21 protein-coding genes and 2 pseudogenes are annotated in these 26,942 nt (G+C 62.3%); 14 read left to right on the top strand and 9 right to left on the bottom strand.

Going from position 1 to position 26,942, the window contains the following annotated elements; genetic code table 11:
* Positions 1-96: 96 nt before the first annotated feature.
* A pseudogene (locus NA5_RS37345) lies at positions 97-285 on the top strand (IS21 family transposase); the annotation flags it as partial.
* A gap of 105 nt (positions 286-390) precedes the next feature.
* Here the strand turns inward: NA5_RS37345 and NA5_RS37350 are convergent.
* The gene (locus tag NA5_RS37350) at positions 391-1,275 is read right to left on the bottom strand and encodes a hypothetical protein (RefSeq protein ID WP_157110860.1); all 885 of its coding nucleotides are present in this window, start codon (positions 1,273-1,275) and stop codon (positions 391-393) included.
* A gap of 119 nt (positions 1,276-1,394) precedes the next feature.
* Here NA5_RS37350 and NA5_RS37355 point away from each other — a divergent pair, with 119 nt between their 5' ends.
* The 3 genes from NA5_RS37355 (at position 1,395) to NA5_RS37360 (ending at position 3,867) form a co-directional block, all read left to right on the top strand.
* Positions 1,395-2,312, top strand: a complete 918-nt coding sequence (locus tag NA5_RS37355; RefSeq protein ID WP_245672650.1) for a sigma-70 family RNA polymerase sigma factor — start codon at positions 1,395-1,397, stop codon at positions 2,310-2,312.
* Between the two features lie 558 nt (positions 2,313-2,870).
* Positions 2,871-2,993: a hypothetical protein gene (locus tag NA5_RS42965; protein WP_281201787.1), complete on the top strand. Its 123-nt coding sequence runs from the start codon at positions 2,871-2,873 to the stop codon at positions 2,991-2,993.
* Positions 2,994-3,429: 436 nt separating this feature from the next.
* A complete protein-coding gene (locus NA5_RS37360) occupies positions 3,430-3,867 on the top strand; it encodes a hypothetical protein (RefSeq protein ID WP_157110861.1) in 438 nt (145 codons plus the stop codon).
* A gap of 157 nt (positions 3,868-4,024) precedes the next feature.
* On the opposite strand, the pseudogene NA5_RS43420 reads toward NA5_RS37360, so the two are convergent.
* Positions 4,025-4,214 (bottom strand): annotated as a pseudogene (locus NA5_RS43420) (hypothetical protein); the annotation flags it as partial.
* A gap of 197 nt (positions 4,215-4,411) precedes the next feature.
* Here NA5_RS43420 and NA5_RS37365 point away from each other — a divergent pair.
* Positions 4,412-6,022: an SMI1/KNR4 family protein gene (locus tag NA5_RS37365; RefSeq protein ID WP_062993763.1), complete on the top strand. Its 1,611-nt coding sequence runs from the start codon at positions 4,412-4,414 to the stop codon at positions 6,020-6,022.
* Positions 6,023-6,097: 75 nt separating this feature from the next.
* Entirely contained in the window at positions 6,098-7,477 is a 1,380-nt protein-coding gene (locus NA5_RS37370; RefSeq protein ID WP_245672651.1) for an MFS transporter, read from the top strand.
* Between the two features lie 157 nt (positions 7,478-7,634).
* Here the strand turns inward: NA5_RS37370 and NA5_RS37375 are convergent, their stop codons facing one another.
* Positions 7,635-10,490 carry a helix-turn-helix transcriptional regulator gene (locus NA5_RS37375; protein WP_169811419.1) on the bottom strand — a complete coding sequence of 952 codons (2,856 nt, stop codon included), beginning with the start codon at positions 10,488-10,490 and terminating at the stop codon, positions 7,635-7,637.
* A gap of 493 nt (positions 10,491-10,983) precedes the next feature.
* On the opposite strand from NA5_RS37375, the gene NA5_RS37380 reads away from it, so the two are divergent.
* Positions 10,984-11,598 carry a TetR/AcrR family transcriptional regulator gene (locus tag NA5_RS37380; protein ID WP_063813814.1) on the top strand — a complete coding sequence of 205 codons (615 nt, stop codon included), beginning with the start codon at positions 10,984-10,986 and terminating at the stop codon, positions 11,596-11,598.
* A 260-nt stretch (positions 11,599-11,858) separates the two neighbouring features.
* Here the strand turns inward: NA5_RS37380 and NA5_RS37385 are convergent, their stop codons facing one another.
* A complete protein-coding gene (locus tag NA5_RS37385) occupies positions 11,859-12,851 on the bottom strand; it encodes a GlxA family transcriptional regulator (RefSeq protein ID WP_062993766.1) in 993 nt (330 codons plus the stop codon).
* Positions 12,852-13,400: 549 nt separating this feature from the next.
* Here NA5_RS37385 and NA5_RS37390 point away from each other — a divergent pair.
* Positions 13,401-13,763 carry a hypothetical protein gene (locus tag NA5_RS37390; protein ID WP_062993767.1) on the top strand — a complete coding sequence of 121 codons (363 nt, stop codon included), beginning with the start codon at positions 13,401-13,403 and terminating at the stop codon, positions 13,761-13,763.
* Positions 13,764-14,239: 476 nt separating this feature from the next.
* Here NA5_RS37390 and NA5_RS41045 read toward each other — a convergent pair whose 3' ends face one another.
* Together NA5_RS41045 and NA5_RS37405 are read right to left on the bottom strand one after the other, a co-directional pair.
* Positions 14,240-14,713 carry a hypothetical protein gene (locus NA5_RS41045; protein ID WP_157110863.1) on the bottom strand — a complete coding sequence of 158 codons (474 nt, stop codon included), beginning with the start codon at positions 14,711-14,713 and terminating at the stop codon, positions 14,240-14,242.
* Positions 14,714-15,203: 490 nt separating this feature from the next.
* Entirely contained in the window at positions 15,204-15,995 is a 792-nt protein-coding gene (locus NA5_RS37405) for a menaquinone biosynthetic enzyme MqnA/MqnD family protein (protein ID WP_245672652.1), read from the bottom strand.
* 894 nt (positions 15,996-16,889) lie between these two features.
* Between NA5_RS37405 and NA5_RS41050 the strand changes: the two genes are divergently transcribed.
* Entirely contained in the window at positions 16,890-17,321 is a 432-nt protein-coding gene (locus NA5_RS41050) for a hypothetical protein (RefSeq protein WP_157110864.1), read from the top strand.
* A gap of 621 nt (positions 17,322-17,942) precedes the next feature.
* Here the strand turns inward: NA5_RS41050 and NA5_RS37415 are convergent.
* Complete coding sequence (locus NA5_RS37415) at positions 17,943-18,953, bottom strand: RNA polymerase subunit sigma-70 (RefSeq protein ID WP_157110865.1); 1,011 nt, start codon at positions 18,951-18,953, stop codon at positions 17,943-17,945.
* A gap of 365 nt (positions 18,954-19,318) precedes the next feature.
* Here NA5_RS37415 and NA5_RS37420 point away from each other — a divergent pair, with 365 nt between their 5' ends.
* The 4 genes from NA5_RS37420 to NA5_RS37435 all read left to right on the top strand — a co-directional run bounded on the left by NA5_RS37420 (position 19,319) and on the right by NA5_RS37435 (position 24,476).
* Positions 19,319-19,867: a dihydrofolate reductase family protein gene (locus NA5_RS37420; protein ID WP_062993772.1), complete on the top strand. Its 549-nt coding sequence runs from the start codon at positions 19,319-19,321 to the stop codon at positions 19,865-19,867.
* 170 nt (positions 19,868-20,037) lie between these two features.
* On the top strand, positions 20,038-20,748 hold the full coding sequence (locus NA5_RS37425; protein WP_169811420.1) for an alpha/beta fold hydrolase: 711 nt from the start codon (positions 20,038-20,040) through the stop codon (positions 20,746-20,748).
* A gap of 59 nt (positions 20,749-20,807) precedes the next feature.
* On the top strand, positions 20,808-23,876 hold the full coding sequence (locus tag NA5_RS37430) for a helix-turn-helix transcriptional regulator (RefSeq protein ID WP_084484714.1): 3,069 nt from the start codon (positions 20,808-20,810) through the stop codon (positions 23,874-23,876).
* 171 nt (positions 23,877-24,047) lie between these two features.
* The gene (locus NA5_RS37435) at positions 24,048-24,476 is read left to right on the top strand and encodes a type II toxin-antitoxin system VapC family toxin (RefSeq protein ID WP_062993775.1); all 429 of its coding nucleotides are present in this window, start codon (positions 24,048-24,050) and stop codon (positions 24,474-24,476) included.
* Between the two features lie 207 nt (positions 24,477-24,683).
* Here NA5_RS37435 and NA5_RS37440 read toward each other — a convergent pair whose 3' ends face one another.
* Together NA5_RS37440 and NA5_RS37445 are read right to left on the bottom strand one after the other, a co-directional pair.
* Positions 24,684-25,283, bottom strand: a complete 600-nt coding sequence (locus NA5_RS37440; protein ID WP_062993776.1) for a dihydrofolate reductase family protein — start codon at positions 25,281-25,283, stop codon at positions 24,684-24,686.
* 74 nt (positions 25,284-25,357) lie between these two features.
* Positions 25,358-25,657, bottom strand: a complete 300-nt coding sequence (locus NA5_RS37445) for a YciI family protein (protein WP_062993777.1) — start codon at positions 25,655-25,657, stop codon at positions 25,358-25,360.
* Positions 25,658-25,840: 183 nt separating this feature from the next.
* On the opposite strand from NA5_RS37445, the gene NA5_RS37450 reads away from it, so the two are divergent.
* Positions 25,841-26,875, top strand: a complete 1,035-nt coding sequence (locus NA5_RS37450; RefSeq protein ID WP_084484717.1) for an RNA polymerase subunit sigma-70 — start codon at positions 25,841-25,843, stop codon at positions 26,873-26,875.
* The last annotated feature ends 67 nt before the right edge of the window (positions 26,876-26,942 follow it).

Genomic DNA, 26,942 nt, shown 5'->3' on the forward strand with positions numbered 1-26,942 from the left:
GCATCGAAGGAGGCCCGCCCTTCACGGCGGAGCCACACGGGACAAATGGGGAATTTTGGTGAGCGTCAGTGGGGAAGTTCAGCTTGCGCGGTCACCAGCGCGGTCATCGAACACCTGCCTGGCGGTGAAACCCAATGGGACTGGGTCGATCTGCCGAATCCACCGGCGTCATGGGGGTGGGGCACGACCGCACACCTGCTGGTCGGCTCCCTCGCGCATTCCGGCCGCTGGCGCGGCTATCTCGCACCCTCGACCGATCAGCCGCACTTGATCGAGGGACTGGATTGATCTGCACAGATGTCGAGAGTTGTCTGCTCGGCGGTCGAGCCGCCTGCCAATGCGAGTTGTGGTCGGGTTCGCGTTGCCTATCAAGGCGAATTCCCGCCGACACTATGGCCAGTTCTTCCTGGTCAGGGAGCCCGAGGTCATCATGAACGGGGTGCTGTGATCCTGTCCTGCCAGGACGGCGGTTTGATGTCCCACGTCGTTGGCGATCGACCAGAACGTCAGGGTAGTTGCGCCGCAGGTCTGCGTGGCCGGAGACAGCTCGGCGGTGTTCCCGTGGGCGTCGAAGGTCCAGTCGCAGCCGTCGGCTGTATGCGCGGTGACGGTGCTGTCCGCCGCCGGAGTGAAGGTGACCGGCCCGGACATGACGGCGGGCGTGAACGGCAGGGGAATGAAGTAGGAGTTGGTGGCGGCGTTGATAGGGAAGGGCGCGCGGTCGAAGGTCCAGGTACCGCTGAAGCGCCACGCGGTGTCGGCCTGGGTACCTGCCGCGGCATTGGTGCGGCGGCCGTCGACCAGATCGAAGCCGAAGGTCCCCGGGCCGAGATAGCTGTTGGCGTGCAGGGTTTCTCGCTCGACGCCATGATCGACGGTGACGCGCCAGCGGTCGATGTTGTAGCCGGATCCGATCACGTTGTTGAAGCAGTACTGGGTGGTAGAAGTCATTTCCAGAGCGTCGCCAGCGGGCCGGAAATGCCAGGTGCAGCCCTGATCGGTATGGCCGAGGACCTCGCCGTCGGCACCGCGGGTGAAGGTAATGGTGCCGATCTGCGGAATGTCGGGCCGGTATCCGAACAGGTCCATGGTGGCGATGTTGGTTCTGGTGACGTGGTCCGGCTGGTCGTAATTCCATGTGCCCAGGTACTTTTCGACGAATCCGGTCGTTTCGGAGGACGCGGTCGAATCCGCTCCGGCCGGTACCGGGGCAGTCACGAGGCCAGCCAACGCCAGGGCTGCGATCACGGTCAGTCGGCTCGAACTGCGGGACATGAGGTCTCCTCGCATGGTGCTCAGTTGTTTTGCGGGTCGGCACTATGACGGAGTCGGCGGCGGGAAAGTTACCGCGCCGGATCGGTAACTTTTCGCCCCGCAGTTGCGTCGTAATCGGTGTGGAGACTTATGGCGACCAGTTCACCGCGCTGTGGGATGCGCATCGCTCCTTCGTGGTGGACCTGGCGTTCCGAATGCTCGGTGACATCGCGGAGGCGGAAGACGTTGCACAGGAGGCGTTTCTGCGCCTCTCGCGCGCCCGCAGGGACGAACTGGGCAACGTCCGCGGCTGGCTGACCGTGGTGACCGGTCGCCTGTGCCTGGACCTGATGGGCAGTGCCCGGGCCCGGCGCGAGCAACCAGGCGACCCTGAGCTGTTGAACTCGGTGGTCTCGCCGGGCATCGACCCGGCGGACCGGGTCACGCTGGACGATCACGTCCAGTCGGCACTGGCGATGGTGCTGCTGCGACTGAATCCGCCCGAACGAGTGGCGTTCATCCTGCACGACGTGTTCGCGTTGCCCTTCGAACAGATCGCGGCCATCCTGGGCCGTCCAGTGGGTACGTGCAGGCAGCTGGCGCGGCGGGCGCGTACGAAGATCACCGCGGCCGCAGCAGGAACCACGATCGCAGCGGCCGAAGGCGCGGTCGTCGAGGTCGACCCCGCATCCGACGCGGTCGACCATGCTGCGGCATCGACGCATCGAGCCGTCCTGGACAAGTTCATCGCGGCCTGCTCCGGCGGCGACCTCAACGCCCTGCTGACCGTGCTGGCCCCGGACGCCTGGGGATCGGCGACCTTCGTCGCGGGCTCGCTGCCCACGCCGCCCGACACACACGGCGCGACGGCCGTGGCGTCGAACCTGCTCAGCTACTTCGGATCCGGCGCAACGCTGGTGTCGCACCCGGCGCCCGCAACCGTGGGCGTCCTGGCATACCGCGACCGCGTGCTGTACGGCATGCTCGTGCTCACCATCCGCAGCGACCGCGTGGCAGGCATCGAGGCGATCGTCGACCCGACGATCCCTATGGCGTGAGGACGGCCTACCGGCGAACACCGTCTCGCAGAATCTGCGGCATCGGTCGATGATGAGCCGGGCTCGGGATGGGCTGTTTCTGTCCGAATCGCGCCGCAATCACGCTGAGCCGCTGAGCTTGTGGCCGTGGTTGAAGTGGTGTGCGGCGCATCGCATTAGCTGCCGGAGTGCCGAAGGTCTCGCCCCATACCACCCAGTATCTGTGCATGACGACTAGCGCTTATCTGCCGTGACAATGGCCCGACAGCACTGGCGAACGACACCAACAGCATCCACTGTTAAGCAGCAAAAGCCACGCGGGCCGTCCTGCCCGGTCGGAGCGCTGTCAGGCTATGTTGGAATGCGGGGCTGATCACTACCTACCGTGTAGCCAAGAAAGTCGTTCATGCAGCGAACCATTCATCGCTGGTTAAGGATCCGATTGGCGCCCTATGGGCCATTGGCACACGCGAAGCCATCAACGCGGCCAACGCTGAGGCGGCTCGCGCCGCCGGATGGCCGGAGCTCACCGGAGCCGACCGGCAGATCCTCCGAGCCGTCACTGAGGGGGCGAACAAGATGCGCGAGTTCGAAGCCGTCGAGATGCCAGAATTAGAGAAGACCTGGTGGCGCGAGATCCTGCTGCGCGAGCACAGCGCAGGCGCATCGATCGACAACCGCTCGGGCCCTGGTAGGCACTAGCCGTATTCAACCTCACCGAGGAATGGCCTCTTCGCGAAACACGCTGAAAATCGTCGAGTTCACCAGAATCTGAAGTTGAGCCAGAACGGCCAAAAACCACAAGAACACGGAAAGCCCCCCGGCCAGCCCGGGAACCGCGACCGACGATCCCAACGAACTCCGGGGTTATTTCTTAGCAGCAATGCGCCCGGCCTACCCGGCAATGCTGGATGTCCACTGGGCCTTGCTACAAACCGGTTACCCTGTGGACTTCACCTCGGAGGACGGCATTACCCGAGATTATCGGTGCGGATCCTTCCGGTGGTGGCGAGGTAGTGTTGATCTTGTGGATCTTCCCAGCCGAGGGAACATTGCAGGGAACATCGCCCGGGGTATGTCACGCTTCCAAACAAACGACCCGCACCTGACGCATGCATTGTGAGACAAGGAAATACGAGTGCGATTTCTGAAGTTCCTGACGCGGCTTGCCGTCGCCGCAACTGTCACCTTCGCCGCATCCGTGGCGACGGGTGGGCTCGCAGCAGCGGCCTCATCACCTGAAGCAACTTGCGGCGCAGGGTATTACGCGATCGACCATGAGGACCTGACGATCGCGACTATCTGGTTGATGTACAACGGCTCCACCGACTGCGTTGTCACGTGGAAGACACAGCAAATCGGAACGCGGACACCCCTGGGCGCAGGGGTAGGTACTGGGCTCGCGACGAACCTGCCGTTTCCGTCGCACGGTGTGCACAACAATATGAGCGTCGACTTCGATTCGTACTCGTACTACGCAGGCCCTGTCTACTGGTATGCCCCACACACCTGCATCTACTGGTACGGCACCGACCAGTACACCTCCGGTGGCGGCGGCCCGTCGCACTGCAACTGACCTGGCCCAGCAGGAACCGCAGCCAATATGGGTTCTTTGCTATCCGTCGGCTGGCCGTCTGCGTCTTGAACAGTAAAGAACGCACTCTTCCAGCCGCATAGCGCTCGGTTCGAAACGGCCACGGCTGCATGTCAAGCAGGACCGTGACCGTCGGATATCAGAACAGTGTGTCGCGCTTGCGTAGGAGCCGATAGCCGGTCGGCCCGAGCTGGGCCAGCTCGGCGTCGATGTCGACCTCGATCGCGCCGAAGATAGTTAATGTTCTCGCTGTGCGCCGGCGACAGGTGAGCCAGCGCCTCGTCGTCCGCTCAGGCGGCCCCACGCCGCATCTGCTCCTCGATGAGACCGGTGACTGGTCGAAGCGAAAACCCTACTGTCGGCGTATTTCTCCGGACACGTCGTACGAATATAGGCCCTATGGCGGATATTCGGTCTGCCCCGGCATCGTTACGCTGTGCGGAGTTCCAGGGCGACTGTCTGCACCACCAGCGACTTTGGGTAGCCGCACGGCATGTGGTCACCGTGATTCCGAGCGCCCCATCAAATGCAGGAGAGCACCATCTTGATCGAGTCCGCTATGCAACGAGCCGTCGACAGCATGATCGCGAATGCGCCTGCGGGATGGACGGAAGCCGTATCGGAATGCAATGCAATGAACAACTTCGTGACCTCGACCTCGGTGTCTTATGTGGTGGGCGGTCGATCGGTGCCATACCTTGGTGAAGACTCATTGGAGTCGTTGTGGATTATGCAAAAAGATATGCGGGCAATTGTGGCGGAGTTGAGGGGATCTGCCGACTTGGACGAAGCAACGATCACACTTACTTGTGGTCCGACGGGCGAATACCGATTGGTTGCGGTGCGGCATGGCGTCGTACGGACCCTCGGCTTATCACCTGGATACCTGGCGATAATTGATCCCACGTATGAAATGCCGTGGCCCGGTGACGGGCAGGAGGCTGGGGCATCCGATGCACAAGGCGATCCCGAGCTCGCAGTCGAACGATTGCACGAGTACCTGCGACGCCGTGCGACGATCTTGGGGCGACCCGATCAACTACGACCGCCGGTATCGGCAGCAGCGCTCGCGGCCGCCGAGCGCCGCATCGGTGGACCGCTACCCGCTGACCTGCGGGCGTTGTACTTATTCGCCGACGGCGAAATGGAAATCGACACAGGGAGTTTGTTCGGCGGCAAAGCGTGGATGCCACTCGAAATGGTTGTGGCGACTCTCGAGGAGGAACGAGACCTATACGCGACCATGACAAAGCGGATCGGCTGGGATCTGGCCTGGGATTGGGTCGTTTGCGATGCCCAGCCGCCAGAAACTGTTCGACGCTGCGGAGGCCATCCCCGGTGGATACCGATCGGCGCGGACCTGACCGGCAACTACATGGCGGTGGACATGGCTCCGGCCCGTCACGGTCACCCTGGCCAGATCATCCTCACTGGTCGTGATTATTCCGACGGCCCAGCCTATGTCGCCGATTCGGTAACCTCGTTGCTGAGCCACTATCTGACTGCGCTCGAGCTGGAACAGTTCGAGGTATATCGATCCGGTACGATCTCCATCTCGGCCCCCGACTACGAGATCGGTCCCAAGCTACTCCCAGGCGGAACCGAGATCCTCGACGATGTCACACCGACCGTTCAGCTGGTCACCCTCAGCGGCTCGACCGTGATCGATCTGGCCCCGCTGGCTGCCGCACCGAACCTGCGGAGCCTGTGTGCGTGGTGCCCCGTTCGAGACCTCGCTCCGATTCGGCATCTGCCTATTGAATCGCTGCGCATCAACTTGGCCAATGCAGATCTCGGCGATCTCGACGGACATGCCACCCTTACGTCCTTGGCCGTGGAGACCATGGCCTCTGTCGATATCACCCCGCTGCGCACCGTTGCGACCCTTCGCAGCTTGGACCTCTCGAAGGCCGAGGTCCGGGACTTGAAAGTGCTGGCCGATCTGCCAGAACTACGCTATTTGGCGCTTCGGCCATATCAGTGGGAAACCCTCCTGGACCAAGGAAAACTCCCCGCCGCTCTCGCCGCCGCTCGGCTGATCGACGACTCCCCGTCTCTGGATGAAGCCGTGGCGTGGTCACAGCGCCTAGGCATCCCGACGAGCGAGGTGTTCCGCCTTTCCGGCCAGCTCAGGTGACCAAGCTTGTACCAATCCAACGACACCCCTGTCGAACTCGATAACCAGGCCGATCCACGCACCAATCACATGCGGATGGTTCTGGCGCTGGTTTCCGTCAGCCAGTTCATGGTCATCCTCGACGGGTCCATCGTGAACATCGCGTTGGCGACGATCCAACACGATCTCGGTTTCACCGCCACCGGTTTGGCCTGGGTGGTCGACGGCTACCTGATCACCGTCGCCGGATTCATGTTGCTGGCAGGCCGAGCCACCGATCTGTTCAGCCAACGTCGGATGCTGATCGGCGGGTTGGCCTTGTTCACAGTGTCGAGTCTGACCGGTGGTCTGGCGGGCGCGCCACAGATACTGGTGACAGCACGCGTCGTACAGGGCGTGGGTGCGGCGATGATGGCACCGGCGACATTGGCGGTCGTCAACACCAGATTCACCGAAAAGCGTACGCGGGCGAGGGCTTTCGGAATCTGGTCTGCTGCGGGCGGCGTGGGCGGGATGATGGGCGCGCTCGCGGGTGGAGCCATCACGACTGGCCTATCGTGGCGGTGGGTGTTCCTGATCAATGTGCCGATCGGCGCCGTGCTGATCGTACTGGCGTCAATTACATTGTCCGACAAACAAACCCGCCGGAGTGAATCGCTCGACCTCAGCGGCGCGATCACGGGAACGGCAGGATTGGCCGCTCTGATATACGGAGCGATGCAGACCGCCGACGATGTCTGGACTTCGCCCCGAGTACTTGGTTCGATCGGAGCGGGGCTCCTGCTGCTCACGGTTTTTGCCGTAGCAGAGGCGCGCTTTGCAGCCCAGCCCCTGATGCCCTCGCGGCTCCTCCGAATCCGGCGAGTAGCCGTCGGGGTCGGCATGCTGGCGCTGCTCGGCGGAATTTCCATCGCAATGTGGTGTTTCACGCCGCTGTTCCTGCAGAACGTGCTCGGCTACAACGCACTTCGCGCCGGACTCGGGCAAACACCGGCCGCGATGACATTCCTCATCGTCGCGCGAGCGGCTGCGACGCTCCTGCCGCGAACAGGGCCGCGCCCGCTGGTGCTAACCGGATGTGGCTGTCTCCTAATTGGTTTCGGCTGCCTCTCCCAAGCCGACACCGCTAGTGGCTACCTCTTCGCCGTACTCGGCCCGACGGTGCTCGTCGCGGTCGGCATCGGGCTGACTTTTCCAACACTTATGGCTACGGCGACGGTCGATGCCCTCGACAGCGACGCCGGGGTTGTCGGCGGCCTCGCAACCACTGGCAATCAAGTGGGCGGCTCGATCGGCCTGGCTGTACTCTCCGCTGCCGCCGGAACCAAATTGGCGCGGGGAGCCGGGAACTCCATTTCCGCCGTCGCTACTCGTTATGATTTGGTCTTCTTGCTGGCGGCCGGGCTCGCCTGCGCTATTGCCGTTGCGAGCGTATTACTGCCGCCCGATCAACGGAATCGACCGCTTACTTGCTGAGAGCTGTCGCCTGCACTACAGAGTGGGGCGGGCACCTGCGTGGGCGGGCTTGCGTCGCAGGCGATCTCGATTCATATAATTTGATCGTCTGGTGGCTCGAACACGATCGGCCCTATCCCCCGGATCAATCCACCCACATATTCGCGGTTAGTCGGGCTTATGACGAACTCTGCCCAGCTAAACCGATCGCCACCTGGACCCGCGACTTCAAATTCAGCTTCGTCAGAATGCTCGAGACGTGTGACTGCACAGTGCGCGGGGACAGGAACATCCTCGTCGCGATGTCGGAATTCGACCGTCCCTGCGCCACCAGCGCGACCACCTTCCTCTCGGTTGGCGTCAGCGCTTCCCAGCCTGACTTGGGCCGGTTGCGGGGCCCGCGGCGGCCGCGGCGTATCCCGAAATCGCGTAGACGTGCCTCGGCCCGAGCAATGTCCCATTCGGCCTCGAAGCGGGAGTACAGTTCGATCGCCCTTTCCAGTGCCGACCGAGCCTCGTCCAGTCGGCCATTGCTCGCCAGCAATACCGCAAGGTTTTCGTTGGCCTGCCCTTCATACCAGGGCCGACCGGCGCGCCGAAATGACTCTGCGGACTCGGCGACCAGTTCGACATTGCTCTGAGCCAGCCCACGGCACAACACCGCAGTCGCATGGCGACTGTGTGTGAAGTAACGCGCTTCCAGCGCTTCCGCGGCGGCAGCGACCTTGCCGGCAATATCGAGCCTGTTGGCCACAACTGCCAGCCGTGCCAGATCCGGATACAGCGGATACACCGCGACCGAAGCCGCCGGTTCGACGAGTTCATCGCAAATGTCCGAGACCGCTTCCAGCGCCTGATCCGGACGGCCTTGGGCCTCGCAGACCAGCGCATGGACCCAGGGACGCAAATGCCGAGAATTGCGACTGCCCAGCCGGTCGTCTGGTGTGGGCAGTGACGCGGGAACACCGGTGAAGGCGCCACGGCGCACTGCAACGAGAGCGACAAAGCACTCGGCGGCCGCGGCGTATCCGAAGATGTCCGGTCCGTCCTGGCAGACTCGTACATCGGCAATGGCGTCGTCCCAGCGGCCTTCCAAGTAATGCATGCGCGCCAAATCCAGCCGAATGGACCCGAGATATATTCCGGAGGTACTTTCGCTCAATCGAATTGCCAGTGTGAACGTCTTCTCTGCCGCCGCGTACTGGTCGAGCTCGGTCAGGCATCGACCGCTCAGCGAGTACGGATCGATATGGGAAAGTCGCCGGCGGCCACTGTGTTCGTAGCTTCGAACCAGCCGATTGCCGAGTTCCTGCGCTTCACCGAGAAATCCCTGGTGATACCGCAGTAGGCCAAGCGCAAAGGCACCGAGTCCCCACGCGATGGGATCCGCGCAGGCTTCGCCAGTCGAAATCGCCAATGCCGAAGCCTCTTCGACGATATCTCGGCGCCTGAGAAGCAGATAGGACAAGGCGCGGAACCCCTGATACTGGCCATATTGTAATGGCGTGAGACCAGGCCGGGCGAGGACGGATTCGACAACAGCGACGGCAGCGGCCACGTTTCCTTGGGCGAAGCACGCATGAGCCAACAGCCAGTGAAGCTGATGGCTGGCCGCTGGTTCCCGCCCTGCCGAGGCGGCATCGTCCGACAATGTCCGCCGCGCTACTGCCTCGGCCTTGCCGGGATTTCCGCTCCACAACAGTGCCCTGACGTGCCACAGCCGCAGCACATCGCAGCGTGCTGTGTCCAGTGCAGGCGACCCGATGGCCCGATCGAGCAGACCTACTGCCAGCTCCGGAGCGCGAACGGTCAGTCTCTCCGCAACTTCGATCAGCCAGTCCAGACTGGCATTATCCAGCGGCGCATCGCCTGCCAGCAGATAGGTCGCGACGCGCTCGACCGGCGCGTCCATCGACATCAAGACACGCGCCGCCCGCAACTGCAGGGTCGCGCGTGTCGAGGGCGGGAGTTGATCGGCCAGAACTCGGCGGATCAGATCGTGCCGGAATATCAAGTCCGAACCGGCACGAACGAGAATTCCCGCCTCGACCGCCACACTGATGACATTCCACACGTCGATGAGTGCCGCTCCGAGCACCGACGACAGCTCAATCGCCTCGACACCTGGCCCCAAGGCCGCCGCCATAGGGAGAACTTGCCGCGACTGCGCGGGTAGATAATCCAGCCTGCGCACAATCGCATCGGTCAGCGATTCAGGCAGCCGTATTTCACCAGGCCCTTCTGCCTTGAATGCCGCTGGGTCGGGGGTGATCTCGCCGAGCTCGATCAAGCCGGCCTGCATCAATCCAGCCACCAGTTCGATGACGTACAGCGGATTTCCGGCAGCACCCGAAACGGCGGCGGACAACCGCGGTCCGGCGGGCAAGCCGACCGAGTCTTCCACTAACACGGCCACTTCCGCGTCGTTCATCGGACCGAGCCGCAACTGCTCCGCACCCCACGACTCGAATTGACCGAGCAGGGATGACAGACTGTTATCGCGCGGTAGCGGCCGAACCGCGAGAATTATCGAAAGCGAAAGCTCGCCAATAGATTCACCTAGACGCTGCAACGTGAGCAGACTCGCCGGATCGGCCCAGTGCACATCGTCCAAGATCAACACTGTCGGCCCCGATATGCAACTGTCCTTGAAGGCCGTGACCAAGGACTCGACCATCGCCATCTCTTGACCGATCGCCACGCTATCGGGGTTCACGTCCGGTCGTACAGTTACTAGGGCGCGCTCTCCCGACGCCGCCGCGATGACACTCAGAGCGGCGAACGGTATGCGCTGTTCGAGCTCTTTGGCTTCGCCGCGGAGAATTTTCACACCGCACGTGGCCGCCAATCGCGCGGCTGCCGAGAGCAGCGCAGTCTTGCCGATGCCCGGTTCGCCTTCGAGAATGACAATCCCGCCACGCCCCGCCATCGTTTTTCGCAGACAGCGGTCGATCCGGGCGAGTTCCTCCTTACGACCGATCAGTCCGTGCTTCCGAGTGGATTCGCGAGACACGCCGAGGTCGGACTGTCTCATCGGTTCGACCTGCGACGCGGTCTCGAAGTGCATTTTCGTCATGTCTGCTGCCTGGGAATCGAGAGGCCAAGTCATCTTCTTGTGGGCGAAACGGGGCTGTCTGTGGGCAACCCCGGAGCTTTCCGCGGCCGCGATCTGTGGAGACATCACGGTCACGTGAATGTGACGGGTGGAGAGGACAATTCGATCGGAGTCTCTACCCCACCGACATCGGCAGCCTCACCCTCTTCCTGCTCGGTTCACTTCGGTTCGCGACCACAACCTCCGAGCGGCATGTACAACGCTGAGCTTCGCGGTCGAACGGAATCGCAGCTGACATGCCAAGCGTCCAGGTGCCTCGCACTGGCATTGATGGCGCTGCGACACCATTGCGACTTTCTATGCCCGAATCGGAAAGGACCTGTGTCGCTTCTGATCCCGCTGGAGGTATGCTGATTTATCAGTAGGTCAGATTCTCATCAGTACTCGCCCGATAGTCAAGAGGTAACCGACGATGACGCCACGCTCCGTGAGCGGCGACAGCAGCACCAGGTCGCACATCCTCGACGCAGCCGAACGGCTCGTGCAGAGTCGTGGGTTCAACGGATTCAGCTACGCGGACATCGCCGCCGAACTGTCGATCTCCAAACCCGCTTTGCACTATCACTTTCCAGGCAAGGCGGAACTCGGCCTCGCACTCATCCGACGGTATGAGCACCGCTTCTTCGAGGCACTGTCGGCCGTCGACACGCAAGGCGCTCCCCAGCGGCTCGAATACTATGCGAGCCTGTATATCGGCGTCCTGCGCGAACAACGAATGTGCTTGTGCGGCATGCTCGCCGCCGAGTACACGACGTTGTCCGATCCGATGCAGAGGTCGGTGATTCACTTCTTCGACCGGAACGAAGCATGGCTCTGCGAAGTTCTGACGCAGGGCAGGAGAGAAGGCACACTCGCCTTCGCCGGATCGCCGCAGGAGCGGGCGCACGTCATCATCGGCTCTCTTGAAGGCGCGATGCTCGTCTCGCGGCTATACGGCGACCTCGACATTCTGCAGACGACGGCGACACATCTGCTGATGGGACTCACGCCCGTCGCTACCGATGAAATCACCAGCTCCACAATGTGATTCGTGACCCTCGAGCACGAAGATCGGCCCATACCAGGCGCCGATACGGTCGACTTCCGACGACAGCAGCATTCCAGAATCTGACCTACTAGACAGTCAGTCTCTGCGAGCGATTGAAAACGACTGATGCCGAAGTTGCTGCGCTGATGGAAGTCTCGCTCGGGTCGCCCGCCGGGTGCCGGGTGTGTCGGCCGCCGTTTCTCAAGCCTTTCCGCGCCAGAACCTTCACGCTGGCAGCCGGCACCGCTTCGCGTCGCCCGTTACTGCACGGACGTGGGCTGCCAATATGTCTCAGAGGTACGTACTTCGGCGATCGTCCGACTACGACGTCGCCGAAAGAGTGCGCGCAGCGTGCCGGCGTTGAGGTAACCAACCTTGGTTGCAATCGCGCCCACTGTCAGAGACGTCGTCCGCAACAGGCGCGTTGCTCGCTCCAACCGAATCTCATCGAGGAAATCTCTTGGGGACATGCCCAGCTCGGCCTGGGTCGCGCGTTGCAGACTGCGAGGGGTAACGCCAAGAGCCTTGGCCGCCTCAGCGATCGAGAACTGATCGGCCATGCGGTCGCGCACCCAGCGCTCGAACGAAGCCACCAGCGAGTCGCCTCGGGCGATTACCTCTGGTATCGCGAACTCGATTTGTGTCCTTGGGCTGCCGACCGTCATATATCTCGCGACCAACTCCCCCACCGCGGGACTTACCCCAACGATCAGCGACAGCGCAAGGTCAAGATGCGACAATACCGCTCCCGCGGTGGTCACTCCACTCGCGCGGCACAGCGTCAGGCCTTCATGCACATCAACTCTCGGATATCTACGCCGAAATGTGGGGCCGAGCCACCAACTCGTGGTCGCCTGTAGGCCGTCCAATACACCCGCCTCGGCCAGGAAGAATGTTCCGGTACACGCGGCGGCAAGGTGTGCTCCGTTCTGCCGTGTAGCCGAAATCCGTTCCAGGATAGGGCGACTCGCGGGGGCCGAGACCAGACCGATCAGGGCCTCGGCATCGAGGACGCCGACCGCGGGCACAATCATCACATCGATTTCGGTGCTCAGCTCGTTCAGTGATGTGGTCGGTATCAGGTGTCCGTGACCTGACCGAACGCTGTGACCAAGTGACACCGTCTGGACGTGCCAAGGTGCCGGCGGGCATTCCAGGTCGTTCAGTACGGCATTGGCCATATTGAATGTCTCGAGCACAGCGGCGAATCCGAAATCGGCCACTCCATCGACGACGAAGACCGCGACTTCCATGTCGCAAACAGTACCAATTCTGTCCGCCGCGACACCAGCAATTGCGCTGCCGTCACTCTAGAGTTTCGGATACGGCTCCCAAAGCCATCATTGGAGTCGCAGGAAAACTGAATGGCGCCTTTCCGAAGGCGCATTTCACCGAGACAGCGGAGGTTCGCATGTCCGTCGTCGACCCAGAACGATTCGGTCTCGGCCCCTTCAACTTCGGACGGGACCCCGGCGACCGATGAATTGTTGCCAGTGGCAGGGCGTTTGGATGACTCCGACATCGCCCAGGCAAGGTCGCCGGAGTCGATCGGTCGGCATCGCGATCCTGTCGTCCAGCGGCCTCGACAAAAACACTCGGAATTGACCGCATCTCTGACTCACTCGCAGTAAAGGGCCAAGCGAATGCGTATCTACTGCACCCGCTGTCACACAGTCGAATACACGGTTACCTTCACAGCCACTGACCCAGACGCAGCAGAGTTCGAGCCAGGTCCCTTGTCCTCGTCCACAGGATTCTCCGACTGTCTTCTTGTCAGAGTCGGACTGGAACGCGGAGATATTATGCTGGCCGAAAAAGCCGCAGCGATGGTTCACCAGATTGTCCGCGAAGCCGACGCAGCGATCACAGTCATCGACGGCTTCGTCCATGGCTCAGCTACATGGACGACCGTCCGTGAGTATCCGCCCTCCCCCGCCATCGAGACCATGGATGCTCTGTCACAACTGGCGAAGCACCTGAGGGAATATGGCATACACGTCCATCTCGTGCCGTTCGGCTGGAGCAAGAGTTTAGAGGCCGATCCTCTCGACGATCCCGGATCTCAACACGTCATCGACCTCGCGATCGGTGACGAGCCGGTCACATGGAGCGCTGCCGATATCAGCGGCTGGAACTCGCGTTGCGGCTTGCTGTTTCGCCCTTAGCACTCTAACGTCGCCTCGTGATGCTCTTGACTAGCATGAGGTTTCGTCCTGGTTCATGAGAATCTGGCCGCGTGGACCGGCTGCGCTGGAGGAGTTGTTCGCGCGGGTCGCGGCGCGGCTTCATCGGGCGGAGTCAACGGTTGCGGGCGCGAGCCGTAATTCAGGGCCGGTTGACGCCGCTGGCGAAACGGCTGGACCTTGACTGAAGCCGCGGGCGATCTGACGCCGAATAGATGCCAGCGACCACGTCGCCAGTGAACTCCCAGCTCAGCGGCGATCTGCTCACTCGTCTGCCCGGCGGCGGCCAACTAGTCGGCACGGTGCCAACTCCCGCACGATGTCCTCTGCGGAACACCGCTTACGTCGTGCCATGTCCGCCAGTGTCTCTTCCCGCCCCGACCATGGCCAACAAGGACTGCCGAGTGGTCGCATTCACTGAGGACAGGCCAGTTGCAGCATGTACGACCGTTTGCAGATCAGGGCGGCAATCCGGCGAAATCGAGTTCCTGCAGTTTCGAAACAAGTTCTCGCGAGATCTTCACCATCGCTTCCTCGGCACCAGCCCGCACCGAGGCCTTGATTGAATTACCCACTTTGTCTGGATCATCAGCAATGCTGATGCGCACCATGTCTGCAGTTGCAATGATCGACTTTTTTGCATACTCGATCATTGCAGCCGCTTCATGTAAACGCTCAGCGATGTTCGAATGCTGGCGAGACGCACTGACGCACAACGTGTTTGTCTCACGGACGTCCCCAAATCCTTCAAGCAGAACCTCATCGGCGACAACGCTGGTATTGAGTTCATGGGCAATCCGCGCAAGCCTGTCCGAGCTCTGACGCCAGGCACCTGCCAACCTCCGTATGGCGTCTTCGTCAGCCTTCGGAAGGTACCGACTGATCATATCCGCCAACCAGACCGGATAGTCCGATGGAACTCTCACCGTCATGGGTGCGCCTTCGATTTGAACCGACATTTAATTACTAATCTCCGCCTATGTCTGCGGCTGCAATCAGTCGTTGACTCTAAGACGTGTCCAAGCTAGGTAATTCATTGCTTCCAAACATCCGCCATCTCACTGAGCTTCGATTCGTAAACTGGCTTCGGTGACGGTTTCGCGGTCGGATCCTGGACACGCACGGCAACACCCGCCGGAATCGCTGAGCTGTGTGCGGGCAGTTGACGTGCTGCCACGTCCTGGTCGATCGCCAGCGATGAGCAACAGCAGACCACGATCATGGCTGGTGGCGAACCGTACCGGGGCGCGCTCCTGTGAGCGGTGACTAGAGGTACTACGCCTGGCGCCAGCGAGGTCCTGCGATCGTTGCTCCGGGAATGCGGCGCATAACCGATTGATCGGCGCGACCGCCAGTCAGCTGCGCGGCAACCCGGGTGTGGGTCGGGTGCACGCCGCGCTGTCCATGGCCGAACATGCGATCTCACACAAGCGGGTATGGCGCCGGATGTGAGCGGCAGGACGGCTGTTCCAACTCGAAAACGCGAAATTGCACATCTGGGGCGAAACCGGCGGCGGAACCGCCGACCCGACGGGCAAACTCAGCGACGCCATCACGCTGCCGCTGGTCGAACGAAAAGTCCAGTGCAGCCGTGTAGTAACGACGCAACGTTGCTTCGTCCACCGTCTCCCACAGAGCAACCTCACAGCAGATCTCGTCGATCTCCTCGAGCGCCACGTCGCGTGCGGTGAGCAGGTCACGATGGACTGTGTGAACGACCTCGGCATGGCGGTCCAGGAAAGACCGTCGCGCGGCGACAACCGCGAATACGAACGGTAAACCCGTCCAGTCATGCCACATCTGGCCGAGGTCATAGACATAACGGCCCCGGCGGGCCGCTTCACCGGCCGCGCTCAAGGCAACATCGCCGATGATCACCGCGGCCGACGCGACCCGCAGCATCGCCTCCACGTCCGGCGAACATGTCACATACCGGCATCGGACCCCGACGGCTTCACGCAGCAAGAGTTGCGCCAACTGCACTGACGTACGGCTGGTATTTCCGAGCGCGACCGTCGCACCCTCCAGATCCTGCACCGGCACTGTGCTGATGATCAGACACGACATCACCGGCCCGTTGCAGCCGACTGCAATACCCGAGAACGCGGTCAGATCGTCGGCATGCCGAAGGAACTCGAACGTGCTGATCGGGCCGATGTCGAGTCGATCGGTCGCAAGCGCGTCGCTGAGCCACTCCGGCGACGCAACCGTCATTTCCAATCCAACGAGGCTTCCGGTCCGCGCCAGACCCCAATACAGAGGAGACAATTAAGAAATTCGATGTGCCCCATCCGTGGCCTCTTCTGTGGACCACTGCCGAATGGCATTCGACGCTTGCGTACGGCAACTGACGGCAGGACGATGTCCTGCTCGTTGGGAACGTCCAATTCCGACACTATTTCCGATATTTTCAGTACTCCAAATTTCAGCGAAATCTTATGCGGGTCGCTCGAATGGACCGACTACCGCATGCGATTCGGAGCCGACGCCGTCGGAGCTGAGAATAGCCGCGAATTCACCACAGAAGGCGCTCATTTACCAATGATGGGAAGGCATCTCAATGCGCAGGCGAGCACGATCGGCGATTCTCATGATACTGAAATCCGCTCGGGTCTTCATCAACTTCCGCTACATAGCGGATGTTTCGACAGCGTGGCTCCCATACAATTCTCCGACTCAGCTGTCCGTTGACGCCACCAGGTCCTGGCGACACCGCCCCCGCCGACACCGCGCCAGGCGAGGGAAACGCCAGTTCCGAGGACTTGGCCTTGGCGATCGTCAACATCGCCAGGTGCGGGCAGATTGCGGGAACCGATCACAATGGGCGCGGTATCGCGGTTCCGCTGTTGGGCAGCACACTGCGACGCGTCCAAGTCAGCAGGAGTTTGGGGCCTGAGAAGCAATCACGTTGCCTGCCAGAGCAATTGGCACACGAGTGGTCGTTCACACCGCACCGCCCCTGCGTGGCAGTCGCCAGCAGGCAAGGGGGGTCATGCACCTGCGACGATCTATCCCCATTGTTGGGAATATCTCCCCGAATGCAACAGCAACTTCGTATCATCGGGTTCAGTCCTACGCCGTACGAAATATGAAAGACAGTCTTCTCTTATGAAAAAGACTCCCTATTTTGCAGCTGCTTTCCTGGCTGCATCGACTCTGTCGCTGCTTCCCGCAGGGTCCGCACACGCTGCCGCCTCAGCCTCGAGCGCAGCGCAAATTTGTGGATCAGGATATTGGCCGCTCGATCAGCAAACCCTGCCCGGTGCAGTCGTCTATCTTTCCTACAATGGGAGCACGGACTGCGTAGTGACCATGAAGACCGCCTTTCTCGGCCAGCCGACCAATACCGCCGCATTCCTCACAGTTACCAACACTGATGCAATTGGCGGCCCGTCGGATAACGATACGGGCAACTACAGCTACTATGCCGGTCCCGCTCGGGAATACGCACCAGGGAAGTGTATTCGATGGGGTGGAAACGCTTTGAACCCCGATAGAAGCATGGGTGGCTTCTTTACCGAACCAACGCACTGCGGTTGAGACCGCATCTCATGTCGTCGATCTCGTGTCGTCAGCTTCTTGTCGCAGGCGAGGGCCCAAAGGCGCAGAAGTGGATGCCTGTGCGCCCGAGCCGCGGGTTGATCCAGCGATAGCTCGCCAGCCACGAAATCGTTCGTTCCATTACACAGCTTCCGTTCGGAGCGGTCGCGGGGACTCGATGCCCCTGCGGGCGTTCCGAACGGCGTCAACAACTGGCCATGTATTCATCTGCTGCAACCGCACGATGGTGTTCCCGCGTATAGCCAGCTACACCTGAGCGGGAGGCGGATCGTCTGCGCTGCAGGAGATTCCATGAACGGGTCGGTGTTTCGAACGTCGACGCCGTCTACCGCGGATCGGAGGAAGCAGCGCACCATCGCGCATCAGGACATCGCACACTCGCGGCGGCGACCCAGCCTCGGCAATGTTGGCCTATCCCGGTTTATAGAGACGCTCGGCTCCGGCGACTGCTCCCAGTGTCTCGTTGAGATGGAAATGCTCGGTGCGCAATTCAGCATGATGTGAGCGCTCCTGGTCCAGGACCGATGATGGTGTCGTTTGACGACGGGAGTCTTCAATGGTCCGGGAGCCGGTCGTCGCAACTCCTGAGCAGCTTGGTTGCTATTCGTTTCGGAGCGAGCGCGGGAGCCCGAACCACGGAAGCATATTGTTTTCGAAGCGTGTCATGGCGCAGATCCGATCAGCGCTGAGCGTCAGGACGATAAGACCGGTGCCGTGGCGGATACCGTTCGGCGTGTGCAAGTAAGTACCGAACGCAGGCTGACCGTTGGCCCGAGTGGCGATGAGGTCTACCCGTCGACCCACGGCGAACACTGCGGACCAGAATCCGGCCACCGCCTCTCGACCCTCATACTCGAACGGCAAAGGCGGCATTGATATGAAGACGTCGTCGGTCAGCAGGGCTACCAATGCGTCGATATCGTTGGCCTCGAACGCCCGGACGAATCGGGCAATGATCGCGTCTTCGCCGGATGAGCCGGCGGGCGGCGCCGGCTCCCGATTCACAACACTGTCGCGATGGCGCTGCAAACCGGCACGCGCCCTTTTCAGCGCGCTGTTGACCGCATCGACTGTGGTATCGAGCATCTCGGCGACCTCTCCCGCGTGGAATCCGAGCACATCACGCAAGACGAGGACGGCTACTTGGCGTGGTGGCAAGGCCTGCAGCGCGGTCACGAAGGCCAGAGAGATTGATTCATTCCTCTCGTAACGGGCCTCGGGCCCGAGCGGCAGATCGGAAATACCGGGAAGCGCAGCGTCGGGGATGGGTTGCAGCCAAACGACTTCGCCGAGCCGGGTCGGCTGCGGGGGCGTAACTTCGGGCACATCCCACTCCTTGACCGGACGCCTGCTCGCCGTCCGTCGCGCGTTGAGACACCGCGTTGTGGCAATCCGGTAGAGCCAGGTGCGGATCGAGGCACGCTCGCCGTATCCCGCAAGGCCTCCCCAGGCGGCCAGCAGCGTGTCCTGCAACGCATCCTCGGCGTCTTGGAACGACCCGAGCATCCGATAGCAGTGCACCTGCAACTCCCACCAATACGGTTGGGTCAGCTCTCGGAACGCTTCGCTGTCGCCGGCACGCGCCCGAGCCATCAAGTCGCCATTCGCCACCATTCCTCCTGACACCTTGGATACCCACTCCATGTAGACACCGGCAGTGCCAGAAAATGGTCGCCCTCGGACGGCCAATTTGCGGGGACGTCGGTGTCTATACATTCGCTCGCCGATTCGCGAGCAGTTCGAGCCGAGCACCGAGCACGACGACGTCAGTGCGGGACCGGCGCGTTCGACGAGGAGGAGGACCATCATGTCCAAGTTCGTATTCACCTACGGGGTGCCGTCCAGCGATGTAGCTGGTCGACTCGAACCATCGGCCACCGCGCCCGTGGGTGATCGGTCATGAGCGTCGAGCTCGGGACAACCGCCGTCCGCGCCCGAACTCGGCTCGGCAGCTCGGTCAACAGAGGACCAGTGCTATGCGGAAGGTGATCGAATACGTTCTGGTTTCGGCGGATGGTGTCACCGAAGACCCGGTAGCGATGGGGGTCGGCAATTACCAGGATGACGCCTACCTTCGCGACGGCCTCGGTCTGCTCGGGGCCTGCGACGCATTGCTTTTCGGCCGCCATGTCTACGAAGACTTCGCCAAGCTCTACGGCGGCGATCGCACGCACAAGCCGATGTGGGCCGACCGCCTTCGCGAGATCCCGAAGTACATCTTCAGCTCGACACTGAAGAAGGCCGAGTGGGGCAACCCGACCATCCTGCGAGGCGACGTGACCGCCGAGGTGACGCGGCTCAAGCAACAGGACGGGGGGAATCTGCTGGTCCTGGGGCACGGCCTGCTCGGCGAGACGCTTCTGCGCAAGCAACTGGTCGATGTTATCGACCTCGCCATCTACCCATTTCTGGTTGGCAGCGGAAAACAGTTCTTCTTCCGCTCTGGTCAGGACGCCAAATTGAGACTCGCAGCAGTAAAGGCCTTCTCCAAGATCGTCAAGCTGACCTACGAGGTGGAGAAATAGCAGGATCTGCGGCCCGAGCCGCTATCCCGCCGAACTGGTTGTGCCGGGATTCAACCCAGTCAACTACTCAGCTAGTGCCGCAACATTTGTGACCAAGGAAGGATCGATCCACAATGTCGACATCACAGGCTTCGTCGGAGGCTTCGACACAAGACATAACGTTTGTGCTCGTGCACGGAGCATTTCAGACTGGCGCCACCTGGGATTACGTCGCATCCGAACTGCGCGGTCACGGACACTCGGTGCACACGCCAACCCTCGCCGGACACGGCCGAGGAGCAGCGTTGGATCTCACTCACGCCGACGGAGTCGCCTCGCTCGTGGGATATCTGCGCGACCACTCCCTGTCCCACATTGTGCTGGTGGGCCACTCGATCGCAGGTAGTTTCATCGCCAAAGCCGCCGAACAGATCCCCGAGCGGATCAAGCGGGTGGTGTTCCTGAGCTCCATTGCGGTATCCAACGGAAACTCACTAGCCGACGAGTTTCCGCCCGAGACGAGCGCTGTCTTCGGCATCGTGGATCCCGCCCACGGGCTCCTGCTCCCATTCGATCTGATCCGGGAACGCGCCTGCAACAACATGGACCTCACCGATGCCGAGGCTCTGTATGCCGCAATGACGCCGGTACCCGTTGCCTTCTTCACGGACAAGCTCGATCTCACGAGCTTCTACGAGATGATCGGCAGCGGAAAGGTGAAGGCCAGCTACGTCAACCCCGTCAACGACATCGCCCTTCCGCCAGGCGAATACGGCTGGGAGAAATGGGCCGAGCGGCTCGGACCTCTCTGCCGAATCCTCCACACACCGGGTGCTCACTACTCGATGACCACCCATCCCGCCGAACTCGCCGAAACCCTGATCCAGGCCGGACGGGACTGACCGCCACGGTCATAGGCTGCTGCCCACGCTTTCCAAGCGAGTAGCAGGCCTCGAGGGCGATGTTGGTATCGAGAAACATCGAGCGCGACACATCCGCCATCTGGGGCCACATAGGTCGGCCCCTTGTTCGGACACCCGCCGCGCATCCCGGAGGCACGACGACCGGGCCGCCCCCACCACCCGCGAAAACTGCTGCCGCGCACCACTTCTCAGGCGATGAAATGACACGAACTCAACGAGCTTACGAGGCGCCGGAGCCGATCGACGTCAAGTCGGCCCGGCCCAGGCTCATTGGCCAACTGGTCGGCCGTACAACCGAATACGAGCGGCTTTCAGCGCTGGTCCAAGACGTCGGGTCGGGGCGCGGGGCGATCGCGATCATCGAAGGTGAGCCCGGCATCGGGAAAACATCGCTGTTGGCTGCCGCCACTCAACTGGCAGCGGCCCGAGGTGTAAACGTCCTGCTGGGCACGGCGTGCGAACTAGAGCAACACATTCCGTTGTCCGCAATAAAATCCATACGGCAGTCCACCGTTAGCGTGTCATCGGGTTTCTCGGAGCCAGCCCTACCAGTACACCAGGACCCGGTGACCGAGCAGATCAAGGCCAGGCAGGAGCTGGCAGGCATCGAGTACCTACTCGGCTCCGCCGAAGACTACCTTCGTGCGGCGGGACCCGCCGTGCTGATCATGGACGACGCACAATGGGCAGATCACTCGAGTCTGCTCGCGCTGCGGCGGTTGGGCGAAATCGTCTACAAGATCCCACTTTTGATCGTCGTCGCGGCTCGGCCATTGCCTCGGGATCGCGGCCTGACAGGGCTCCTCGCCCAGTTCAGGTTATCGGGCGCCGAACATCTACGGCTCGGAGCGTTGAATGACGCAGAAGTGGCCGAGTTGGTGGAAATCGCACTCGGCTCTCCCCCCGGACCCGATCTGTCGGCCATCGTTTCCGGTGCTGCGGGCAATCCGTCCTACATTATCGAACTGGTAGCAGGCTTGATGCAGGCCAACTTGATCGAGCTCGGCGAAATCAGGGCAGCATCAAGGGATTCCAAGGAACTGGGAACGGGAGCGTTGTGTCTGCCCCGCTCGCTGACCGACGCGATCGTGCGCAGACTAGACGTCCTCCCAGCGCAGTCGCGGCAGATCCTGCCTATGGCGGCGGCATTGGGGCCCGAAGTCGAAGCGATCGAATTGTCCTCGATACTGGGTGCCACCCTCATCGATGTGTGGCAGGTACTCAGTGCGGCCGTTGAGGCAGGAATCCTTGTTCGACAAGGAATGGATCTGGTGTTCCGGCATGGTCTGATCCGGCAGGTGCTGGCCGGGCAACTCCCCCCGTCGACACGCTCAATCCTGCGGCAGCGAGCAGCACAGATCCTGATGTCGACCGAAGCGCCCGTCGAACGGATCGCGGCCCACCTGCTGGCTGGTGATTCTCCCCTCGACAGCCGGAGTCTGGACTGGATGATCGAGGTTGCCGATATCATGATCGCGCGCACCCCGGAGCATGCGGTGAGCTTGTTCGAGCAGGCGAGCCTGACGCCTGGGATCGATGTCGAACGCGCTGATGTCCTGCGGCTGCAGCACATTCGTGCCCTGCTGCGTAATGGTGATGCGGCCGAGGCCGAGACGGCGGCGCGCCGTGCACTGGCGGAGCCCTCGGCAACGGCCGATCGAGCCGGACCGGCCCACGGCACGTTGTTGTGGCTTCTTGCCCACTCCTGCTTCGTCCAGGGCCAGGTGCCCAATGCGCTGGCAGTAGCGGAATCCGCCCTCACACTGTCGGGACTGACAGCTCAGCAGCAGGGCCGCTTTCACGGGCTCTGCGGGCAATTCTTCCTTCTGCTCGACCGATTCGATGCTGCCGAAGATGCTGCGGGACGGGCCATTTCGATCGGCGACAGTTGCGCGGATTACGTTGCGTCAGGGCTGGGTTACTCGACGCTGGGATCGCTGCGGCTCAACCAGGGATTTCTCGGCGAGGCGCAGGAACTCGGCGAAAGACTGCTGCAGGGTTACCAGATGGGCGACGATGGACGAACGGAACCGTGGCCGTTCGACCCATATCAGCTGCGTGGTCGGTGCCTGACCGAACTCGACCAGTATCAGGGCGCCGAGGACGTGCTCAGCCAAGCCGTGCAACACAGCGCACACACCGGCGGTCTGCATCTGGCCTCGAACCTGTTGGAGATGGCGAGCTTACATTTCCTGCATGGCAAGTGGGACGACGTCTTGGCCGATCTGCAGGCCTGCCGAGAGGCACCAGACGTGTTCGGCCACTTAGCCGCGGTAGAGCATCTCGGCGCCCTGGTCGCCGTCCACCGCGGCAGGCTGACCAACGCGGAGCTGCCATCTGTGCCGGATCACTGTGTGGGCGGCGGCCATCGCGATCGCCAACTGCGTACCTGGGTCAGCGCGCTGGAACACGAAGCGCAGGGTCTACCGAACCTGGCGCTGCAAACGCTGGCCGATGCCTGCGGCGAATTCACCTACGAGCCGTGTGCGGCAACGATTGGGTACATGTATCCGGATGTGGCGCGGCTCGCGATCATCATCGGGCGCAACGACATTGCCGGGAAGGTCGCCACGGCGGCGGAGGCGATAGAGGCGCGCTACTCGACGCACAGCCGCCGTGGCACCGCGGCACTGTGCCGCGGGCTAGCCGAGGGCAGTCCCGAGCTTCTGTTCGAGGCAGCCCAGTCCTTCCGGCGCGCGGGCCGACCGTGGCACGAGGGGCAAGCCTATGAGAACCTGGCTGTAGTCCGCGCCATCTCCGGACAGCTCGAGGAGGCGAGGGTCGCGCTGGACAGCGCAATCGATCGATATACCAGCCTGAATGCTGAATGGGACATCGCGCGGGCCGAAGCCCGTCTGCGCGAGTGCGGCATTCGCCGCGGCCGCCGAGGACCCCGTAATCGCCCCAAAACCGGATGGGCCGCGCTGACGCCGACCGAGCGCAAGGTCGCCGATCTCGTCGCACAAGGGCGCTCCAATTCCGACATCGCTACGACAATGTTCTTGTCACCCCGCACCGTTCAGTCGCATGTGTCCAGCATTCTTGCGAAACTGAATCTTCAGTCGAGGGTCCAGGTGGCAGTTGCCTTGACTCGCCAAAATACTTGAGACACAAAGGATCCGCGAGCAGGGTCTCGTGACCGGTCCCAGATGACCGCTGAAGGAGATGTCTCCTGGCGTGGCTCGCCTGGCGCAACTCAAGCGCCCCACCGACGAACGCACTGTAATGCCGCTGACAGCTCGGTTCATGCCCGCGACGCCCCTGACTAGGCTCGGTCGATGACTCGCTACGTGATCGACGCTCAGACGCTACTGCACCTCGTTGATGCCGAGCTTTCGGTCGATTCGAATCACCAGTTGGTCGCGCCCAACTCGATCAGGTCGGAGGCGCTGCAACTGCTACTGCAGGACGTCCGTGCGGGCAGGCGCACCGAAGCGGCTGCCTTGAAGGCACACGAACGAATGACCGAGATCAAGATGCGGCTGCTCGGTGACCGGGTGTCCCGCCGCACCGCGTGGCAACTCGCCCGGCAGCACGACTGGGACACCCTCCGAGACGCCGAGTACCTCGCTGTTACTCGGCTACAGGCCGATGCCCTGGTCACGGTCGATCCGAATCTCACGGCGACAGCACTCGAGGTCGTGGCCCTCGCCTCCGTCGACAACCTGCTTACTCCGGGCAACCGTCATCAGCACCCGGCGAGCTGACCTGGTGCCAAGCAGCGCCATGGTGGGGTCGAGGCCGTCCAGCTGCCAAGGCGAGGATGACCGCGTCCGTGACGGCGACGCCTGCGGCGGCCGTTGCAGCGCGCACTGCATGTGGCGATGCGGGTTGCCGCTGGAGCACTACCGCTGGGGATATCGCTTCCCAGCGCGCTGCCCCTGCGCTGAGTGGCGCAGGGGCAGCGTATCGGTTTAGTTTTTCTCGAATTCGTAGGTGTAGAACACCAGGCCGTCACCGATCTTTCGTGTACTGACCAGCTGCAGCGGCTTCTTGTCGCTGGTCTCGTCGAAGATACGCAGGCCGGTTCCCAGCACGACCGGGAAAACTACCAGCCGCAGTTCATCGGCCAGGTTCTGTTCTATCAGTGTGCGCACGAGCTGATAGCTGCCGTAGACCAGGATTTCCCCGTCCACTTTCCGCTTCAGCTCCGAAATCTCCTTTACCGCTTCGCCGCCCAGCACCGTGGCGTTGCTCCACTGAGGATCTTCGAGAGTCGACGACACGACGTACTTGGGGAGGCTGTTTATTCTCTCCGCCCACTCAGGGCTTACGCGGACAGCCGCGCCATCGCCCGACGACATCCGGGACGCGAACCACTCACTGCTGCGCCTGCCCAGCAGTAGCGCCTCGACACCCAGCGCTTCCTCCGTCTCGCGGGCCTGCCAGTGTTCGAGGTCTTTGCTCCCCACGAACTGATGGAACCAGCCGCCCCGGCCGAAGCCCTCCTCACCGTCCGGGTCTTGGACCACTCCATCGAGTGTGACATTTGAGCTGATGACGATCTTTCCCATTTCCGTACTCCTTTGACAATGTTGTCGGCTTTACTGGTCTAGACCCCGCGCCGTTTATGCGGTCATGGCGTCGCTTACGACCCAGCGACTGCCATTACGGGGCCGACCTCGACTCCGCCGCCGACCCGCAGTGCCGGGCAGTCCTTGGCCAGCTTCAGCGCGGCGTCCATGTCCTCGGCCGACACCACCGAGTAGCCGATCACCCGTGAGCCGCTGCCGCCGACCTCGCCGAGCGAGGCGTAATCGGTCACCGCGTGGCCGACATCCACCAGGGCCGAGCCCATCCCGCCGAACCAGGCCTGCCACTCGGCCGGCGTCTCGGCGCCGGGCGCGTAGTCCGAGGGCACACGGTAGGAGAAAACATACTTCGACATGATCTGTGGTCCGCTCTGTCTCCGGGCGTGCCCCGGGCTGGGACCGCCTCTGAATAGGTAGACGCCAGCCCGGCCATGAATTGGGCGCGCAGACATCGCCCAATTCGCGGGCCCGGCGGCGTCAGTATCAGTAAGCAAGTCGAACGCGGCCTGCGGAAAGAAGAAATGCGAGGATGCACGCCGATGGAGATGGACACGACGGACCTGATCACTCGGGCTCGGACCGGCGACCACAACGCGTTCCGCGACCTGGTCCAGGGCCACTCCCATGAGTTGCAGGTGCATTGCTACCGCATCCTCGGGTCACTGCAGGACGCCGAGGACGCACTACAGGAGACCCTCGTGTCCGCCTGGCGTAATCTCGGCGAGTTCAGCCAGCGGTCCTCGCTGCGGACCTGGCTCTACAAGATCGCGACCAATCGGTGCCTGGACATGTTGCGCGCCGACAGCCGACGCCCTCGCATCGCGCCCCCGCTGCCCGAAGCGCCCCTGCCCGAACCCACCGGTGCCGGCGACCCGGCCTGGTTGGAACCCTATCCCGACGTCCTGGTCGACCATTTCGTCGACCAGCGCCCCGGGCCGGAGGCACGCTACGAGACCACCGAGGCCATCTCCCTGGCCTTCATCACCGCCCTACAAATGCTGTCCCCACGCCAACGCGCCGCGCTCGTCCTGCGCGACGTCCTCGGATACCACGCCGTCGAAGTCGCCCAGATGCTCGATGCCACCCAGGAATCGGTTCAAAGCGCCCTCAAACGCGCCCGCGCCACCGTCGACAAACACCTCGCCGACTCCAGCAGCAGCGGCAGCCGCAGGCCCGCACGCCAACCCGATATCGCCGCCGAACACCGGCTCGTCGCCCGGCTCACCGACGCCCTGGAACGCGCCGACCTGGACGCCCTGATCGAACTGCTCGTCACCGACGTGAGACTCTCCATGCCCCCGGTCATGCTGGAATACCGCGGCATCGAAGCAGCCCAGCACGTCTTCGCCGCCGTCATCTTCCGCCCCGGCCTCACCTACCGCGTGGTACCCACCCGCGCCAACGGTCAGCCCGCCTTCGGCTTGTACCAGGCACACCCCCACGCCAGTGTCTACCGCGCTTACAGCCTTTTGGTCATCACCGCCGCAGGCGACCACATCACTGCCATCACCTGCTTCAACACCGACGTTATGTCCCGCTTCGGACTACCCCGTGCCCTCCCCGAAACAGATTGACAGACTTCTCACGCCACGCCGTTGTCCCGCACTGATAGACCCTGATGGGGTGGGCGTCGGATTACTC

The sequence above is a fragment of the Nocardia anaemiae NBRC 100462 genome, assembly GCF_001612725.1.
Lineage (GTDB): Bacteria > Actinomycetota > Actinomycetes > Mycobacteriales > Mycobacteriaceae > Nocardia > Nocardia anaemiae.

What these genes read in the sequence shown, in the direction of transcription:
- NA5_RS37350 (WP_157110860.1), bottom strand. Translation starts at nt 1,275, where the DNA reads ATGTCCCGCAGTTCGAGCCGACTGACCGTGATCGCAGCCCTGGCGTTG.
- NA5_RS37440 (WP_062993776.1), bottom strand. Translation starts at nt 25,283, where the DNA reads ATGGGAAAGATCGTCATCAGCTCAAATGTCACACTCGATGGAGTGGTC.
- NA5_RS37380 (WP_063813814.1), top strand. Translation starts at nt 10,984, where the DNA reads ATGACGCCACGCTCCGTGAGCGGCGACAGCAGCACCAGGTCGCACATC.
- NA5_RS37385 (WP_062993766.1), bottom strand. Translation starts at nt 12,851, where the DNA reads ATGGAAGTCGCGGTCTTCGTCGTCGATGGAGTGGCCGATTTCGGATTC.
- NA5_RS42965 (WP_281201787.1), top strand. Translation starts at nt 2,871, where the DNA reads ATGCGCGAGTTCGAAGCCGTCGAGATGCCAGAATTAGAGAAGACCTGG.
- NA5_RS37365 (WP_062993763.1), top strand. Translation starts at nt 4,412, where the DNA reads ATGCAGGAGAGCACCATCTTGATCGAGTCCGCTATGCAACGAGCCGTC.
- NA5_RS37435 (WP_062993775.1), top strand. Translation starts at nt 24,048, where the DNA reads ATGACTCGCTACGTGATCGACGCTCAGACGCTACTGCACCTCGTTGAT.
- NA5_RS37450 (WP_084484717.1), top strand. Translation starts at nt 25,841, where the DNA reads ATGGAGATGGACACGACGGACCTGATCACTCGGGCTCGGACCGGCGAC.
- NA5_RS37445 (WP_062993777.1), bottom strand. Translation starts at nt 25,657, where the DNA reads ATGTCGAAGTATGTTTTCTCCTACCGTGTGCCCTCGGACTACGCGCCC.
- NA5_RS37390 (WP_062993767.1), top strand. Translation starts at nt 13,401, where the DNA reads ATGCTGGCCGAAAAAGCCGCAGCGATGGTTCACCAGATTGTCCGCGAA.
- NA5_RS41045 (WP_157110863.1), bottom strand. Translation starts at nt 14,713, where the DNA reads ATGACGGTGAGAGTTCCATCGGACTATCCGGTCTGGTTGGCGGATATG.
- NA5_RS41050 (WP_157110864.1), top strand. Translation starts at nt 16,890, where the DNA reads ATGAAAAAGACTCCCTATTTTGCAGCTGCTTTCCTGGCTGCATCGACT.
- NA5_RS37430 (WP_084484714.1), top strand. Translation starts at nt 20,808, where the DNA reads ATGTTGGTATCGAGAAACATCGAGCGCGACACATCCGCCATCTGGGGC.
- NA5_RS37375 (WP_169811419.1), bottom strand. Translation starts at nt 10,490, where the DNA reads ATGAGACAGTCCGACCTCGGCGTGTCTCGCGAATCCACTCGGAAGCAC.
- NA5_RS37370 (WP_245672651.1), top strand. Translation starts at nt 6,098, where the DNA reads ATGGTTCTGGCGCTGGTTTCCGTCAGCCAGTTCATGGTCATCCTCGAC.
- NA5_RS37420 (WP_062993772.1), top strand. Translation starts at nt 19,319, where the DNA reads ATGCGGAAGGTGATCGAATACGTTCTGGTTTCGGCGGATGGTGTCACC.
- NA5_RS37405 (WP_245672652.1), bottom strand. Translation starts at nt 15,995, where the DNA reads ATGACGGTTGCGTCGCCGGAGTGGCTCAGCGACGCGCTTGCGACCGAT.